We start from the raw sequence: 16,932 nt of genomic DNA, 5'->3' as shown, positions 1-16,932 counted from the left end.
TGAGCGTTCAAGTGGATCCACCTGTGGGAATCGAACCCACGACCTATTCATTACGAGTGAATCGCTCTGCCGACTGAGCTAAGGCGGCGCGCCCACCGTTCCCCGCGAGGGGTGTTCAGACAACGGCGCGAGTCGAATGGCCTCAACGATCCGGGGCAAACTGGTAAGAACGCGCCCTGTCATGGAAAGCCTCACCCCCGAAGCACCCTGGCCACTCCAGAAAGTCCGACCCTTCACACGCACCGAGCAGTCGGCCATACCCGGTTGGCAAGAGCCGATTCCATCGGAGGTAAACTCGGCTCACGGACAGCCTCCCGGTCCGAGAGCGTCCTCTGCCCAAGAGTACCCTCGCTCCGAAGAACGCCCACCCGACCCCACCTTCACTTCCCGCAGGCGAGGCCCGTCTCGGGCACACTTCCCGAGACGAGCCAGCCCTCGACCGCGCCGCCAAGGACGAGGAGGGGCGTTCCCGCAGCATCGGCCGATGCGAATCACCTCGATGAAGTCCTCACACGTCGACGCCTCAATGTAATCGGCGACTGGAGATGGGGGGGAATCGAACCCCCGTCCAATAGCCGACCCCGAATTCTTCTCCGAGCGCAGTCTGCGGTTTTATTTCTCAGCCCCCAGCATTGCACAGACTCACCGCTGGATAGGCTCAGTTGGTTAAGTGTCGGAGCCGCCCCACTAACATGGGCGACACCCAGTGGCTCCCTAGACGACGCCAGACACCGGGCCGGAAGCAACTCCCGGGCTGACGGACTAAAGGTTCAGGCTGCGATATCAGGCAGCGAGAACGTAGTCGGTGCGATTCTGTTCGGCACCTATTGGTTTGCACGCATCGTTTACGAGTTGAGCGTACATTCTCGGCTCGCTTCACTTCGATCGACGACCACTGTCGAAACCGATCATCCCCTATTGAGTTCTTCAACTCTCCGACACCCTGCCTCAATAGCAGACCGTCGAACACATCAGCATACGCCTGCCACACCCACCCGTCAAGAGAGAAGCATCCACACGACGAACGAGACCCACACGACCCCGCGCAGGCCTCGTCCCCACGAACGCCGCTACCCTACAGGAGCTTCGTGGACTCCAGCTTGGCCACCATCCGCCGATTGCCGCGCACCAGTAGTGGGCGCAAAGCCAGCCCAAGGAACGCCGCGAACAGAATGAAGGAGGCCAGGAACCACATAGCATCCCTATACTCGTGGCCCGAGTATCCGGCGATCGACGCACGCAGCGCCGTGATCGCGTGGGTGGCCGGCAGGAACGGGGACACAGACGAGAAGAAGAGCGGCAAAATCGCCAGTGGGAACGCTCCCCCGGCTCCCGAGATCTGTAGGACGAGCAGGAACACCCCCAGGGCCTTGCCCGCGTTCCCGAACGTCGCGATGAGCGTGTACATCAGGAAGGAGAACACGACAGCCGTCAGCCACAAGGTGGCCATAAACTGCAGCGGGTGAGCGTGCTGGACCTTCAGGAAGTACAGGTCCCCCAGCCCCACCACGGTCGCCTGGGCGAGCGCGATCGTCCCGAAAATCAGGTAACGTCCCAGGTACCCGGAAGCCAGGCGGATCCGCGAAGCGGTCAACGTCGCGCGCAGCGGATCGTCGTCGGGCAGACCTTCAGCGGCGTTCTCGTCGGTCACGTCAGAGCGGATGGATACAACCATGAGGACGGAGCCGACCCACAGGGCCAGGATCGAGTACATGGGTGCCATCTGAGAGCCGAAGTTCGCCACCGGATAAACGGGAATCGTATCGACGCCGACGGGTGCGGCAATGGCGGCGGCCAGCGCCTCGGGATTATTCCCGATGATGTCCTTCAGGGTCGTCAGATCGCCGCTGTCCTGGGCCTCCTTGATGGAGGTGTGCAGCGAATCCATTTTCCCGGCGGAATCGCGCATATCCGAGGCCGCCGACGTCAGATTGTCATGCAAGCTCGTGAGCTTTTCACGCACACTGTCGCCGCCATCCGAGGCCGTGGAGACCGAGGAGGACAAGCTAGAACGCGCGGAGGACAGGGATGTTTGCGCCGACGACAGGGTCGAGGCCAGGGAGTCGAGCTTCGGCTTCAGGTCGTTGTCGTAGTCGGCTGACAGGTCGTCGACAGCCTGGTTTGCGTCGGCGATCAGGGCGGTGATGTTGTCGTGATTGGTTTGCGCGTCCGTGGTCTTCGTGTCGAGGTCGGTCGCAGCGTCACGCAGGTTGGTCGCCAGGGTGCGCAGCCGGTCGGCCGCGCTTTGCAGCCTATCCAGGGAGGATTGGGACACGGGCGAGCCTGGCAAGTCCTTGAGTGTCTTCTTGATGTTCTCGTAGGTGGTCGCGTGCGAATCCAGGACGTCGGCCTGCGAACGCAGCGACGCTGAGGCGTCGGTTGCGTTGGTCGACGCCGTCGAATACACGTTCTCCACGGAGGTGGACAGCGTGTTCAGCTCCGTCTTGGATGAGTCGATGGCGCTGGACACGGAGGCAATCGCACCGGTGGCTGCGGCGGTCAGCCCCGTCGCTCCGGAGTCGGCGCTGCCGACGGCTGACTGCGCGGAGGACTTCGCGGTCCCCACACCGGATACGAGCGTCGTCGTCGAATCGATGAGTGTCAGCGAAGAACTGGCCAGCGCCGCGTACGCGTCCGCGCTGTCGGCGGCGGTACGCAGGCGCGTGGCCACTGACTGCACGCGGTTGTCGAGCGTGGTGACGGCCCCCGTCGCGGTCGTCGAGGACAGTGCGTCCCCCATCGACGAGGCCGTATCCAGCGCAACCTCGGCGAGAGTCTGTGCGAAGGTCTGGTTCACCTGCGCGCTGACGAACTCGGCCCCCTGGCCTGCGAGCTTCGGGCTAATTCCGTTCTTCTTCTCGTTGACGTAGTACGTCATGGGCGCGCTCGAAGCCTCCCCGTCGAAGAAGGTCAGCATGTCCTTCGAAAAATCTTCGGGGATGACAATGGCCGCGTAGTAGTCGCCCGAGCGTGTCCCTTCGACCGCCGCCTCCTCCGAGGCGATTACCCAGTCGAATTTATCGTTCTTGCGCAGAGCAGAGACGACCTGGTCGCCGATGTTGATGTGCAGTGGCACCAGATCGGACTTGTATCCCGCATCCGTGTTCGCAATAGCGATACGCAGGGAGCGCGTGTTGCCGAAGGGATCCCAGGACGCCGCGACGTTGAACCACGTGAACAGAGAGGGAATGACGACGAGTCCGAAGATCACGACGAGTGCGATGAGTGAGCGGCGCGCCCGGCGCAGGTCCGCGCGGTAGATAGCCCAGATGGTTCTCACTTCGCATCCTCCTCGTCCTCGGCAGCGTCAGGTTCATCGACGAGGCCGGGGTCCGCCTCGTCGGTCTCGTTGCCTTCCGCTGTCCGTTCCTCACCCACGAGGCCGGGGTCCACCTCGTCGGTCGTCTTCCCCTGCGCTGAGGATGCGGTGTCGACGGAACCCGTGGAGGCCTCGTCCTCGGTCTCCTCGGAAGCGTGCTCGGCGTCGTACTGTGCGAGCGACGCCGCCAGGGCAGAGGAGATCGACGCGCTCACGGCGGCTGCACTGAGCGCGATTCGCGAGCGAGCACCCTTGACGCGGCGAGTCAGCAGTGAACGCACGTCGCTCTCTTCCATGGCACCGAGCAGTTGCTGGCGCTCGAGAGCCTCACGCAGGTACTGCAAGCCGATCAGGAACGTGATGACGGCCAGGACCCACACAATCCACGCACCCAGCACGACCGGCACTTCGGCGGCGTTCGTGACCGACAGGACCGCGAGCGCAGCGGGCACGAGCACACCCAGCACGATGGCACCGCGCCTCATGCGCGGGTAACGGCGCTCGAAGCGAGCAGCACGCGCCGACACCGAACGCTGGAAGCCCTCATGGTCAGCCAGGGCCGCCACAATCTGAGTCAGGCGGTAGCGGTTGGAGGGCACGCGCGTCGCCTCGGCCACGAACAGGCCCGAGGACGCTAGGTCGCGCGTGATCATCGCGTTGAGGTTGACCAGGAAGGGGCGCAACGCCAGCCCAATGACGAATGCGACCAGCGCGTGAACTCCGAGCGCCCCCAGGGCCAAGAAGTACTCGTGCCGGTAGAAGCCGCCCACCGTCTCGCGCATCGCTTTAATCCCATATGTGAAAGGGAGCACCGGATGCAAGAAACGGAAAAACGACGGCAGCATCTCAATCGGGTACAGGCCGGCAGAGCCGGGAATCTGCATGACCATGATGACGACGCACAGGCCCTTACCGATGTGCTGGAAGCACGTCGAAAGCATGTAGACGATAGACACGTAGACCATCGAAATAATGATCGACGTCCCCACGAAAGTCGGGCGAGAGACGGTCTGCACGCCAATGATCAGGTCACCGATCGACACGACAAGCGCCTGGATGACGCCGAAGAAGGCGAGCAGCATCCACCGGCCCACGTACTTGGTGGCCGAGGAGGCGGGGCCTATCCCCTCCTCGTCGACATCGAGCTTGAGGAGAAGAACGAGGGAGAACGCGCCGATCCACAGCGCCAGGTTCGTAAACAGGGGTGCCATCGCCGACCCGTAGGCGGCAACCGGGAACACTGCCTGCGTCTGGATCGAGGTCGGCGACGCCATGAAGGAAGCAACCGATTCCGCGTTGGTCCCCAGCGAGGTCGCCAGGTCACGCAGCGTGTTCGACGACGCGATCGACGAGACGTCCGTGGACACGCTATCCAGGTCCGTCTTGATGGTGCCCACGTTAGTCGCGCTGTTCGATGTGGCAGTCTTCGCGTCGTCGAGCAGCGAATCCAACTGATCGAGCAGCGTCGACACCTGGTCACGCTGGCCGCGCAGAGTATCGAGCGACGAACGCATCGACGAGGAGGCGCTCGAAAAATCGTCGATAGCCGTCGAGAGTGTAGGAACCTGGCCACTCACGCCCGCTCGCGCGTTCGACACGGCCGTCTGCACGGAGTTGGCGGCGGTCGACGCGGACGTGAGAGCCGTGGAAATCGACGTCGAGGACGCGGACAGGTCCGTGTTCAGAGTCGTCAGGTCGGTAATCGCAGTCGACAGCGACGTGTTGTTGTTCGTCAGATCCGTCAGGGCCGTACCCGCGCCAGGAAGATTCCCGACACCCGCCGTGTCCAGATCACTGAGAATCGTGCCAACCGTCGTGTTGATCGAGTTGCCTTCGACGAGCAGACCATCAAGCCTGCCCGTCGCCCCCTGCACGGCACCGTCGAGGCTGCCCGCGTCTGTCGACAGGTCGGCCAGCGCGTCCGACGTATTGGTCGATAGCCCATCCAGGACCGACCCCATGTCGCCAGAGAAATCAGCCAGCGACGTACGCGCGTCGGTGACGAGTGCGTCGGCCGTGTCCAGTGACGCCGACAGGTCACCCGCCGCAGTATCGAGGTCGCCCAGCGTCGTACGAGCCGAGGCGACAGAGCCCTTCGCGGAGTCAATCGTCTCCCCCATGCCCGACAGGGTGTCCGACACGTTCTGCGCCTTCGTCGAAGCCTCCCCAAGCGAGGACACCAGGTCCGCACGCGCAGTGTCAGCCTGATCTGCGATGCCGACCCCGGCCTCGGACGCCTTGTCGGACAGCACTTTGGCGACGGTGGACACGAACGTCGCGTTGATCTTCCGATCCAGCGCCGTCGCACCCGCCCCCGTAATCTTCGGGGCCACCGCGCTATTCTTCTCGTTGACGTAATACTGGATGTTCGGCTTGACGTACGTGCCGTCAACGATGCCCGTCAGATCAGAGGAGAACGAGGCCGGGATGACGAAAGCGGCGTAGGATTCGCCGTGCTCGACCTCAGAGCGAGCCTCGTCCGCGCTCACGAAGTGCCAGCCCAGCTGATCATTCTGCCGCAGCTGATTCGACAGCAGAGCGCCAACGTTGACGGTGCCCAGTCCGTCCTTCGTCGCCCCCTCGTCCTCGTTGGCCACGGCCACGCGGATCTGCGACGTATGAGCGTAAGGGTCCCAGAACCCCACGATGTTGAACCACGCATAAAGCGCGGGGACGAACGCCATACCGATGATGACGATCCAAGCGGCTGGGACGGTGACCAGCCTGAGAAAATCACGACGAAAAATCCTGACGGAACCTCGCACAGGGTCGCCTTCTTTCCGTTACCGGCGGGCCTGCTTCACGTAGCGGCGCATCGCACGCTCGGCCTCGCGCTGATCCTGCTTCTCGCGCAGCGCCTGGCGCTTATCCCACTCCTGCTTGCCCTTAGCCAGAGCAACCTCGACCTTGACGCGCCCGCCGATGAAGTACAGCTCCAGGGGCACAATCGTGTAGCCCTTCGCGGCCACGCGGTCCTGCATACGGTCGATCTCAGCTCGGTGCAGCAGCAGCTTGCGCTTGCGCGTAGGCGCGTGGTTCGTCCATGAGCCCTGCGAATACAGGGGGATGTTGGCACCGTACAGCCATGCCTCTCCCCCATTGATTTCCACCCACGCGTCCACGAGCGAGGCGCGGCCCATCCGCAGCGCCTTCACCTCGGTCCCCATGAGAGCCAGACCGGCCTCCCAGGTGTCCTCAATCGTGTAGTCGTGGCGCGCCTTCTTGTTACGGGCAATCGTCTTCTTCGCGTCGGAGGCAGCCTTGGCACGCTGCCCCTCCGTAGGCTTGGGCTTCTTCCATTCCTTGGGCATGACCTGCCTCCCTCCAGACTCGTTTCCCTGCTCACACAGGAAAGACCCCCGCAGCGAAAACGCTACGAGGGTCTATCCTAACCCGGATTACAGGTAATCCATCGGTTCAACATAGTTTCCGTTCTCAAGAACACCGAAATGCAGGTGGCAGCCGGTCGCGTAGCCGGTCGAGCCAACCTCGCCCAGCGCGTCGCCCGCGTTCACGTACTGTCCGGGGGACACGTACTGGGCCTGCATGTGCAGGTATTCCGTGATGACTGAGTTGCCGCCGACAATGCCGTGGTTGATATCCACGTAGTTACCCGCCGACACGTCAGAGGACACCGCGTTGACGTAGCCCGAGGCAACCGCGTGGATGATCGTGCCACAGTCGGCCGCCATGTCGGTGCCCGAGTGCCCCTTCATGATGCCCAGCACCGGGTGGTAGCGCATACCGAAGGGACTGGTGACGACGATCGGGATGTCGAGCGGGTTACGGAAGCCCGAGGACGACGTGTAGGACACGCCCGTGGCCTGGTTCGCCGCATCGATGGCCGCCAGTTCATCGCTGCGCGCCTGGTAGTCGGCCTCGGCCTGGTCGAGGGAGGCCTGGACCTGTCCCTTCTGAGCGTCCCATTCGGTTTGCTTGGCGGATGCCTGATCCTTCAGGTCGTTGAGCTCGGTAAGCTTCGCGTCAGCGTCGTCCTTCGCGGTCTGCGCGTCCGCTTCCGCCTGAGCGGCCTTCTCCTCGAGGTCAGCGATACGATCCGTGATCGCACCCTGGCGCGTGGACTGGGTGCGCTGGGACGAGGACACGTCCAGGGCCGAGGTCATGGTTTGGTTCTCCGTGCGCAGTGCCATGTCGGCCGCTGCGGCGCGCTCCGTAATGGACTCGGTGCCGCCCGAGGTCAGGGCCACCGCGACCGGATCGACGTTGCCATCACGGTACTTGCGGCGCACCAGGTCGGCGATCGCGCGCTGCGAATCGTCGGCCTGCGTGGTCGCGTCGTTCAGCGAATCGTCGATGCGGGTCTGCTCGCCCTTCGCGGCACTCAGCTCACCCAGGATCGTCGTGTGTTCGCGAGACTTCTTGTCGTAGTCGGCCACTGCGTTGTCGTAGGCGGTCTGAGCTTCCGGGATCTGAGCATTGAGGTTCTGCAGGTCGATGTAGACCTGCGCCAGCGATGCGTCGATACCCTCGAGTTGAGACTGCAGGGCATTGACCGTCGCCTGCGCCTCCGCGGCGGCGTTCGCAGCTGCGTCACGGTCGTCGTCCGCGCGCGCGGGCAGCGTCTGGCTCATCGCGATGAACGACGCGAACGCGAGGGCCAGGGCACCTGCGCGGACCACGCCGCGACGGGGACGACGAAGAGAACGGAACATGAGACTCACGCCTTCGTGTACTTGGCCAACGAGAAAGCCGACGCAATAATCGCCAGCGCCACCGCGGCCAGGACGAGGATCGGCGTCATGATTGCCACCTCGCCCATACCAATAAAGTTCGTCCACTTGAAGGCGGGAGCCATCCACCCCTGGACGACGAAGTGCACACCCGCGAACAGGGTGCCGATTGCGAAGGCTGCGCCCACCAGTGCGGCCAGCGCACCCTCGATCATGAAGGGTGCCTGAATGAACAGGTTCGAGGCACCCACGTAGCGCATAATCTGGGTTTCCTGCTCGCGGCTCATCGCGCTCAGGCGGATCGTCGTCGAGATCAGCAGGATCGCGGCGACGACCATGATTGCACCGAGTCCCAGGGCGGCCGTGCGGGCGGCACCCAACACGCGGAACAGGGGTTCGACGACCTCACGCTGGTCGCGGACCTCGGAAACGCCGGCGGTCCCGGAAAACTCTTCCTTGACCACCGAGTATTGCTCGGGGTTGACCAGCTTGATACGGAACGCAAACTGGAGCATGTCCGGCGTGGTCCACTGCGTCAGTGCATCGTTGCCGTTGAGGCGCTTGAAGTTCTCGTATGCCTCTTCCTTGGTCTCCTCGTAGACGGTTGCCACGTAGGGCGTCATCTCGGAGGAGGCCAGCTTCTGGCGCACGGCATCGATCTGCGCTTCGGTCGCCTCGGTCGCGTTGCAGTTCGGGGCGGCGTCGTTGATCGCGCACATGTAGACCGTGACCTCGATCTTGTCATACCACTCCGACTTCATCTTGGACACCTGCATCTGGGTCAGGCCCGCGATGCCGACGAACAGCAGGGACACGAAGGTCACGAGGATGACGGCCACGCTCATCGCGCGGTTACGCGACAGGCCCTTGCCGACCTCGGAGAAAATAAAACGAAGCTTCACTCTCTTTACCTCCCGGCCCCGTAGACGCCGCGGTTCTGGTCGCGGATAACGTCGCCGGCCTCGAGTTCGATGACGCGCTTGCGCATCTGGTTAACAATGGTGGCGTCGTGGGTCGCCATGACGACGGTCGTGCCCGTGCGGTTGATTCGGTCGAGCAGTCGCATGATGCCCAGCGACGTCTCGGGGTCGAGGTTGCCGGTGGGCTCGTCCGCGAGCAGCAGCTCGGGACGGTTCACCATGGCGCGGGCGATGGCCACGCGCTGTTCCTCACCGCCGGAGAGTTCGTGCGGCAGACGCGATTCCTTGCCCGACAGGCCCACGAGGTCCAGGGCGTCGGGGACGGAGGTCTCGATGGCGTGACGAGGCTTGCCGATCACCTGCATGGCCAGCGCGACGTTCTCGTACACGGTCTTGGAGGGCAGCAGGCGGAAGTCCTGGAAGACCGTGCCGATCTGACGGCGCAGTTTCGGCACTGCCCACGTGGACAGCTTGGATACGTCCTTGCCGAGCACCCACACCTTGCCGCTCGTTGCTTTCATCTCGCGCATGACGAGCTGGAGAAAGGTGGACTTGCCAGAACCCGACTTGCCGACGAGGAACACGAATTCTTCGCGTTCCACCTCCAGCGAGACGTGGTCCAGCGCGGGCTGGGCACCTGGCGTGTACACCATGGTGACATCATCAAAACGAATCATGGGACCGTCCGATCGGGGTCAATAGTCTCTGTCAGATTAGGTAACGATGGAGTCACGACCCGGCTGCGACACGCGGAAAACCGGCGGTGTGGTTTGTTCAGCGCCACCCGCGCCAGCTCGGGGATGCGAGCGGCCCCGACCTCGTTCATGGATTGACGAGGCCGGGGCCGGGTTGCGCGTATAGGCGATGCTCAGTCCTGAGCAGCTTTCTGCTCGTTCTTGCGCCAGCGAATGCCAGCGTTGATGAAGCCGTCAATGTCTCCGTCAAACACGGACTGGGGGTTGCCGGATTCGAACTCGGTACGCAGGTCCTTCACCATCTGGTAGGGCTGGAGCACGTAGGAGCGCATCTGGTCACCCCACGAGGCCTTGACGTCGCCGGCGAGTTCCTTTTTCTTTGCCTGTTCCTCCTCGTGGCGCAGCACGAGGAGGCGGGACTGCAGGACTCGTAGGGCGGCTGCGCGGTTCTGGATCTGGGACTTCTCATCCTGCATGGACACGACGATGCCCGTCGGGATGTGGGTCATGCGCACGGCCGAATCGGTCGTGTTGACGGACTGGCCGCCGGGTCCCGAAGAGCGGAAGACGTCGATCTTCAGCTCGGACTCGGGGATCTCGATGTGGTCCGTAGTCTCAATGAGGGGGATGACCTCGACGGCCGCGAAGGAGGTCTGGCGACGTCCCTGGTTGTCGAAGGGGCTGATGCGCACGAGGCGGTGGGTACCGGCCTCGACGCTCAGCGTGCCGTACGCGTAGGGGGCCTGGACCTCGAAGGTCGCCGACTTCAGACCGGCCTCTTCGGCGTAGGAGGTGTCCATCACCTTGGTCGGGTAGCCGTGGCGCTCCGCCCAGCGCAGGTACATGCGCAGGAGGATCTCGGCGAAGTCGGCGGCGTCCACGCCGCCCGCGCCGCTTCGGATCGTGACGACGGCGTTGCGTTCGTCGTACTCGCCGTCCAGCAGCGTGCGGATCTCCAGGTCGGACAGGTCCTTATGCAGCTTCTCCAGGTCAGCCTCGGCCTCCGCCAGGATGTCAGCGCCCTCGTCGGGGTCCTCGGCGGCCATCTCCACCATGGCCTCGAGGTCATCAATGCGCTCGCTCATCTGCGTGACGCGGTCAAGCTCGCTCTGGCGGTGGCTCAGCGCGCTGGTGACAGCCTGCGCGGCGCTCGGGTCGTCCCACAGGTCGGGGGCGGCTGCCTTCTCGTTCAGCTCGGCGATCTGTGCGCGCAGCTTGTCCGGCTGCACGACAGCGAGGATGTTCTCCATCGTGGTGCGCAGGGACGGGATCTCTTCAGAAAATTCAATGGCCACACACCCAGGGTAGCCGATTCGTACCCTCACCAGGGGCGCGAGGAGTGGTCGGTGTCGGGTGTTTCGCAGACCGGGCCACAGATCCAGGCCAGAATACGGCGGTGCCCCGACGCCACGAGGACGCCGGGGCACCGACAGGAATCGGATCAGATGAGACCCATCGCGACCATCGCGTCGGCCACCTTGCGGAAGCCAGCCAGGTTCGCGCCGGCCACGTAGTCGCCAGCCACACCGTATTCCTCGGCGGTGGCGACGGTGTTGGCATGGATGTCAACCATGATCTGGTGGAGCTTCGCGTCGGTCTCCTCGAAGGGCCACTGGGTGCGGCCGGAGTTCTGCTGCATCTCGAGGCCGGAGGTGGCCACGCCACCCGCGTTGGAGGCCTTGCCGGGGGCGTAGGCCACGCCCGCGGCCTGCAGGGCTTCGATTGCGTCAGGGGTGGTGGGCATATTCGCGCCCTCGGCGACCAACTGGACGCCGTTCTTGATGAGGCTCTGAACGCCGGACAGCGGCAGCTCGTTCTGGGTGGCGCACGGCAGGGCGACGTCACAGGGAACGTCCCAGATGGAGCCGTCAGCCACGAAGGTGGCGCTGGGACGCTCGGCCGCGTAGTCGGAGACGCGTCCACGACGCACCTCCTTGACGTCCTTCAGCAGCGCAACGTCGATGCCAGCCTCGTCCACGACGTAGCCGGAGGAGTCGGACACGGCCACGACGGTCGCACCCAGCTGCTGGGCCTTCTCGGTCGCGTAGATCGCAACGTTGCCGGAGCCGGAGACGACGACGCGCTTACCGTCGAAGCTGGTGCCCTTGGCGGCCAGCATTTCGGCGGCGAAGTAGACCAGGCCGTAGCCGGTGGCCTCGGTACGTGCGAAGGAACCGCCCCACGTCAGGCCCTTGCCGGTCAGGACGCCCGCATCGAAGCGGTTCTTGAGGCGCTTGTACTGGCCGAACATGTAGCCGATCTCGCGGCCGCCCACGCCGATGTCACCGGCGGGCACGTCCGTGTCGGGGCCGATGTGGCGGGAGAGTTCAGTCATGAAGGACTGGCAGAAACGCATGACCTCAGCGTCAGACTTGCCCTTGGGGTCGAAGTCCGCGCCGCCCTTGCCGCCGCCCATGGGCAGGCCGGTCAGGGCGTTCTTGAAGATCTGCTCAAAGCCAAGGAACTTGATGATCGACAGATTCACGGAGGGGTGGAAGCGCAGACCGCCCTTGTAGGGGCCGAGAGCGGAGTTGAACTGGACGCGGAAGCCGCGGTTCACGTGGATGTTGCCCTTGTCGTCGGCCCACGGGACGCGGAACTGGAGCTGGCGCTCGGGTTCAACGATGCGGTCGATGATGGCCAGGTCGGCGTACTCGGGGTGACGCTCAGCCAGCGGGGCAATCGTCAGGAGGACCTCGTAGACGGCCTGGTGGAACTCGGCCTGGGCGGGGTCACGGCGCTGGACAGATTCGAAAACGGAAGCCAGTGCAGGGTTAAGTCGCGATGTATCAAAGCTGCTCATGGCCTAAAGTTTACGCTTCGTTTACTCAGGCGCTATCAGCGTCCCACGATGTGACCGTCGCGCAGAACACCTTTTTCGCACAGATCAGAGGCCTCTCATTCGTGCGCTCGATGTCCGCTCAAGCTCAGGAATAACCACACCGCGCAAGGCCGGAGGCACCAGGGACACTCGCGGACGAGCCTTGACACTCACCTCGACTTCCCCTCCCTGAACGCTCACTCTCGTCACCACCACGCCCTCCCCCACGCGGCACGTCGTCGTCGCCATGGCACCAAGCGCCACGTCAACGCGAGAGGCCGCCCCGGCCTCGTCCGTGCCCGAGGTCTGCCCCACCAGGACCGACGACGCAGACGCTCCGCCTACCCCGGCGCCGGCCAGCGCATCCGCGCACGAGACCAAGCGCCGGTCCTGCATCGCGACCTGCGTCAGCGCCATCGTCACGAACAAGAGCAAGCACACGAAGGCGCAGCCCGCGCACATGAGGATCCCGACGCGCCCCTCCTCACCCACCGGAGACCACCTCCCGCACGGGCGCGCTGGCGCTCGAGGAGACATCCACGCCGACACCGCCGAGCCACGCGGGCAGGAAAGGCAGCGGAACGCGCACCGAGACACTGACCTCGACCATGCCGTCAGCGCTGCCGCACGCCCCGCACGTGGATGACATCGAGGGAGCGGCATCCACGCCGAAATCCTCAACGATAAGGGCAACCGCATGCTCGGCGTCCGCCTGGCGCTCGACATCCTCAGCGAGGATGCGCGCTGCCTCACGCGCACCCGCGTCCGCCGCCATCGCCCCCGCGCTAACCTGGCCGACCGCCAAGACGATGTAGAGAACCGGGATCACGAGGACGACCAGGATGCCCAGGAATTCAACGCTGGCGTCCCCGCGCTCGCTCACGGCCCCTCCACGAGGCTGCGACCGTGCACCGTCAGCCAGCGCGGCCCAAGCCCGCCCACGAGCGGCAGGCGCGTGCGCACGGTGACGACGAGAATGTCCGTGCCCGCATCGGACTCGCGGGTCACCGAAATCTCGCGGTCGCGCGAGGCCCCCACGAGGGAATCCAACAGCTCGCCCGTGCGCTTGGCCGCCTCATCCTCGTCTCCACCGAGCAGACCGCCGCGGCGCGCACCCTCAGATGCAGCGCTCACGCTCATCGTGCGCACGTGCGACGCGAAGGTCACTTGGACGAGCAGGAGGATGACGAGAACCACGAGGCCTTGGATGAGGACCGTGGAGACGACCTCGGAGCCGCGTTCGTCGCCGTCAAATGCCCGCAACGGAGTCCATCGCACGGTTGAAGATCTCGACGAGACGGTCTGAGGCGACGCCCCAGATGACGACGACCAGGGCGGCTGTCATGAGCGTAATGAGCACCCAGCCGGGTACATCCCCGCGCTCCCCGATCGGCTGAGGCTTGCGTAACCACTTCTTCATGGCGTGTGTTCCTTTCGTGTCTGCTTCATTTACGGGGTGAAATCCAGGGCGATGAGGCCCGGATAGAGGGCAAAGATGACGGTGACCGGCAAAATGAGGAAGACGACGGGCAGAAGCATCGCAATCTCGCGTCGCCCGCCTTCCTCCATGAGGGCCGCGAGAGAGCGTTCGCGCTGGTCGCGCGCCTGGTCGTGCAGGACCGAGGCCAGGGGTGAGCCGCGCTCGATGGCCGTGGTCAGCGTACGGGCAAGGCGCGTGAGTGCCGGCGAGTCGGTGCGGTCAACCATCTCGGCGAGCGCCCGCACCGAGGGCATGCCGTTTCGGATGTGTCCCGCCGTGAGCCCGAGTTCCATCCCCAGGGGTCCTCCCGCGCACCCTGCGACGCGTTCAATGGCAGCAGGGATCGACTCTCCCGCGGCGACCGCGAGCGCCAGCAGCTCCGAGCAGTCGGGGACGGCAGCATCGATGGCGCGTTGGCGGCGGTTGGCGGTCAGCGTGAGGTATCGGTCCATGCCTGCGACGCCGAGCAGGGTGCCGACGAGGGCACAGACGACGAGCGGGATGACCGACGCGCGCAGCGAAGCGGCCGGGCGGGCTGTGAGGACGAGGCAAGCGCCGATGAGTCCGGCGATTGCGGCGGCGGCTTGGCGCAGGCGGAACACGGACACCTCGGGGGCTGCCCCGGCCAAAATGAGGCGGCGGGCGACGGATTCGCTGGTGGATCCCAGGGAGTCCAGGGCCGAGGCTCCCATGCGCCTGAGCCATCGGGTGATCTCGGGTGTGGTGTCCTCTTGGACGCGCCCCTGGGCGACGCGGGCGGCGAAGGAGAGGTGGCGCGTGGCCAGGGATCGCACGATGAGGGTGATGCCGCCGACGGCGAGGCATGCGGTGATGACGTCGAAGGCGAGCAAGATCCAGGGACTCATGACGCGCCTCCCAGGTTTCGAGGATCAGCGCTCAGGCGTCCGATGGCTTTCATGAGGAGGTAGGCGATGACGCATGCGCCGGCACCGCCGAAGAGGACTGCAATTCCTCCGGGCGAGTTCCATACGTGGGCGCTGGCACCCCCGCCGGAGAGCAGCAGCAGGACGATCCAGGGGGCGGCCAGGCCCAGTCGGGCTGCGCCTACGGTCCAGGACTGGCGAGCCTCGAGTTCTCCTCTCACGCGCGCGTCCTCGCGCAGGAGGGTGGCCAGGTCTTGGAGGAGGCGGGTCAGGTCGGCACCGCCGACGGATCGGGCGACGCGCAGGGCCTCGACGATGCGGTCAGCGACCGGGTCGGCGACTGTCTCTTTCATCTTGTCCAGGGCGAGTTCGAAGCGCCCGTTAGCGCTGTAGTCGCGCGAGAAGGCTTCGAAGGCGAAACGAACGGGGTCGGGTCCCTCGTCGGCGAGGTCGCACAGGACCTGGGGCAGGGAGGTTCCGGCACGCACGCCGGAGACCATGGCGTCGATGACCTCGGGCCAGGCAGCGCGCACGGTCTTGGCGCGACCGGCCACGCGGGAGACGACCCACGCGTAGGGCAGGAAGGCCACGCCGATGGAGACGATGAGGGCGACCGGCCAGGCTCCCGTCGCGAGCAGGACGGCGAGGGCAACGACCACGCCGAGGCCGAGGCTGACTGCGATCAGTCGCACGGCATTGAGTCCGGGGACGCGGGCGCGCGCCACATCGTCGGAGAGGCGCTTCCACGGCCCCCAGGGCGAGCGTTTCGGTGGCGGGGTGAACCACGGGGACAGGGCCATGACAAGGCCGATCCCGAAGATAAGGCCACACACGATGGCGATCACAGCGCCCCCCAATCCAGCAGAGAGGCCAGGTCGAAACCCGCAGCAGCGAAGCGATCATGCAGGTCGAGGGAACCCGCGCCTCGTTCGCAGCGGCCACCGTCGTAGGTGAAGAGCGAGGCCGTCTCGATCCGGTTGCCTTCGACCCGCCCGGGCACGGCGAGCACCTCGGAGACGTAGCGCTGTCCGTCCCGGCTGCGCTCGACGTGGCACACGAGGTCGATGGACGAGGCCAGGGTCGGGGTCACGAATCCCGTCGTGACGTTCTCACCGGCCAGGAGAGGCAGAATCGAGAGCTTGTCGAGGGCCTCGCGCGCCGAGTTCGCGTGCACAGTCGCCATACCGGGCACGCCCGCGTTGAGGGCCACGAGGAGGTCAAGGGCTTCGGGGCCTCGTACCTCGCCGACGATCAGGTACTCGGGGCGCATACGCAGGGATTCGCGCACGAGGTCTCGCAGCGTGATCTCGCCCGTGCCCTCGGCGGCCGCAGGGCGTGTCTGCATGGCCACGTGGTCCCAGTTGGCCAGGCCCAGCTCGAAAACCTCCTCGCAGGAGATGACGCGCCGCGAACGCGGCAGCTCACCGGCGAGCGCGCGCAGGAGCGTCGTTTTGCCAGCCTGTGTGCCGCCCGAGACTAGGACCGACAGTCCAACGCAGACGGCTGCCGCCAGGAAGTCGCGCATCGGCGGGGGCACCATGTCGACGGCCACCAGGTCATCCAGGGTGCGGGCGCGCTGAATGTGCTTACGGATGTTGACACTCCAGGACTGCCCGGTGACCGGAGGGATGACGACGTGCAGGCGCTCTCCCCCGGCGAGCATCGCGTCCACGAAGGGGCTGGACAGGTCGAGACGCCTCCCCGAATGGTGCAGCATCCTCTCCACGAGGGTGCGCACGTCCTCGTCCGTGAGAATGAGGCTGGTCAGCTCCGCGACCCCGCCGCGGGCCACAAACACACGGGAGGCCGAATTGATCCAGATTTCCTCCACGCTCGGATCGTCCATGAGGACTTGAAGGGGGCCGAGGCCGCAGATGTCGTCCATCAGGTCCGCCTCGACCTGCTCGCGCTGAGTGGGGAGCATGTCGGGGGCATGGGTGTCAATGGCGCGGTCGATGAGGGCACGCACGGCCCGGGGATCCCGCGCGGCATCGATGCCGCCCGCTGCCAAACCCTCTCGTACCCGCGCGGCGAGTGCACGCGTGACGGCTTCCATCGCTGAGCCTCCTCGCTCCAAACAGAACCATTGTGTCGAAAGTAACAGGGTTATTCAGGAAGGAGC

15 protein-coding genes and 1 other RNA gene are annotated in these 16,932 nt (G+C 65.1%); all 16 read right to left on the bottom strand.

Features of this window, described 5'->3' with window-relative positions; translation table 11 throughout:
• Positions 1-537: 537 nt before the first annotated feature.
• The 16 genes from ssrA to HMPREF1136_RS05685 all read right to left on the bottom strand — a co-directional run bounded on the left by ssrA (position 538) and on the right by HMPREF1136_RS05685 (position 16,866).
• Positions 538-916: a transfer-messenger RNA gene (gene ssrA, locus HMPREF1136_RS10675) on the bottom strand.
• Between the two features lie 159 nt (positions 917-1,075).
• Positions 1,076-3,280 (bottom strand): YhgE/Pip domain-containing protein, encoded by a 2,205-nt coding sequence (locus HMPREF1136_RS05755; protein ID WP_009648385.1) that lies wholly within the window; start codon positions 3,278-3,280, stop codon positions 1,076-1,078.
• The gene (locus HMPREF1136_RS05750; RefSeq protein WP_009648374.1) at positions 3,277-6,084 is read right to left on the bottom strand and encodes a YhgE/Pip domain-containing protein; all 2,808 of its coding nucleotides are present in this window, start codon (positions 6,082-6,084) and stop codon (positions 3,277-3,279) included. Before HMPREF1136_RS05750 ends, HMPREF1136_RS05755 begins: the two co-directional genes overlap by 4 nt.
• Before the next feature lie 18 nt (positions 6,085-6,102).
• Complete coding sequence (smpB, locus tag HMPREF1136_RS05745; protein WP_009648379.1) at positions 6,103-6,630, bottom strand: SsrA-binding protein SmpB; 528 nt, start codon at positions 6,628-6,630, stop codon at positions 6,103-6,105.
• A gap of 87 nt (positions 6,631-6,717) precedes the next feature.
• The gene (locus HMPREF1136_RS05740; RefSeq protein WP_009648383.1) at positions 6,718-7,992 is read right to left on the bottom strand and encodes a peptidoglycan DD-metalloendopeptidase family protein; all 1,275 of its coding nucleotides are present in this window, start codon (positions 7,990-7,992) and stop codon (positions 6,718-6,720) included.
• Between the two features lie 5 nt (positions 7,993-7,997).
• Positions 7,998-8,912 carry a permease-like cell division protein FtsX gene (gene ftsX, locus HMPREF1136_RS05735; protein WP_009648384.1) on the bottom strand — a complete coding sequence of 305 codons (915 nt, stop codon included), beginning with the start codon at positions 8,910-8,912 and terminating at the stop codon, positions 7,998-8,000.
• 5 nt (positions 8,913-8,917) lie between these two features.
• Positions 8,918-9,607, bottom strand: coding sequence for a cell division ATP-binding protein FtsE (ftsE, locus tag HMPREF1136_RS05730; protein WP_009648381.1), 690 nt, complete (start codon positions 9,605-9,607; stop codon positions 8,918-8,920).
• Between the two features lie 191 nt (positions 9,608-9,798).
• On the bottom strand, positions 9,799-10,920 hold the full coding sequence (gene prfB, locus HMPREF1136_RS05725; protein ID WP_009648387.1) for a peptide chain release factor 2: 1,122 nt from the start codon (positions 10,918-10,920) through the stop codon (positions 9,799-9,801).
• Positions 10,921-11,066: 146 nt separating this feature from the next.
• Positions 11,067-12,428 carry an NADP-specific glutamate dehydrogenase gene (gdhA, locus tag HMPREF1136_RS05720; protein WP_009648371.1) on the bottom strand — a complete coding sequence of 454 codons (1,362 nt, stop codon included), beginning with the start codon at positions 12,426-12,428 and terminating at the stop codon, positions 11,067-11,069.
• A gap of 84 nt (positions 12,429-12,512) precedes the next feature.
• Positions 12,513-12,938 carry a hypothetical protein gene (locus HMPREF1136_RS05715; RefSeq protein ID WP_009648367.1) on the bottom strand — a complete coding sequence of 142 codons (426 nt, stop codon included), beginning with the start codon at positions 12,936-12,938 and terminating at the stop codon, positions 12,513-12,515.
• Entirely contained in the window at positions 12,931-13,329 is a 399-nt protein-coding gene (locus HMPREF1136_RS05710; RefSeq protein ID WP_009648393.1) for a hypothetical protein, read from the bottom strand. The genes HMPREF1136_RS05715 and HMPREF1136_RS05710 overlap by 8 nt, the downstream gene beginning before the upstream one ends.
• On the bottom strand, positions 13,326-13,709 hold the full coding sequence (locus HMPREF1136_RS05705; RefSeq protein WP_009648394.1) for a hypothetical protein: 384 nt from the start codon (positions 13,707-13,709) through the stop codon (positions 13,326-13,328). The genes HMPREF1136_RS05710 and HMPREF1136_RS05705 overlap by 4 nt, the downstream gene beginning before the upstream one ends.
• Positions 13,696-13,866, bottom strand: a complete 171-nt coding sequence (locus tag HMPREF1136_RS11040) for a membrane protein (protein WP_009648390.1) — start codon at positions 13,864-13,866, stop codon at positions 13,696-13,698. The genes HMPREF1136_RS05705 and HMPREF1136_RS11040 overlap by 14 nt, the downstream gene beginning before the upstream one ends.
• A gap of 29 nt (positions 13,867-13,895) precedes the next feature.
• Positions 13,896-14,792 (bottom strand): type II secretion system F family protein, encoded by an 897-nt coding sequence (locus HMPREF1136_RS05695; protein WP_009648372.1) that lies wholly within the window; start codon positions 14,790-14,792, stop codon positions 13,896-13,898.
• The gene (locus HMPREF1136_RS05690; RefSeq protein WP_009648389.1) at positions 14,789-15,655 is read right to left on the bottom strand and encodes a type II secretion system F family protein; all 867 of its coding nucleotides are present in this window, start codon (positions 15,653-15,655) and stop codon (positions 14,789-14,791) included. Before HMPREF1136_RS05690 ends, HMPREF1136_RS05695 begins: the two co-directional genes overlap by 4 nt.
• Positions 15,652-16,866: a CpaF family protein gene (locus tag HMPREF1136_RS05685; RefSeq protein ID WP_009648377.1), complete on the bottom strand. Its 1,215-nt coding sequence runs from the start codon at positions 16,864-16,866 to the stop codon at positions 15,652-15,654. Before HMPREF1136_RS05685 ends, HMPREF1136_RS05690 begins: the two co-directional genes overlap by 4 nt.
• Between the last annotated feature and the right edge of the window lie 66 nt (positions 16,867-16,932).

The sequence above is a fragment of the Actinomyces sp. ICM47 genome (assembly GCF_000278725.1).
Lineage (GTDB): Bacteria > Actinomycetota > Actinomycetes > Actinomycetales > Actinomycetaceae > Pauljensenia.
This window is presented reverse-complemented; position numbering and strand designations above follow the sequence as displayed.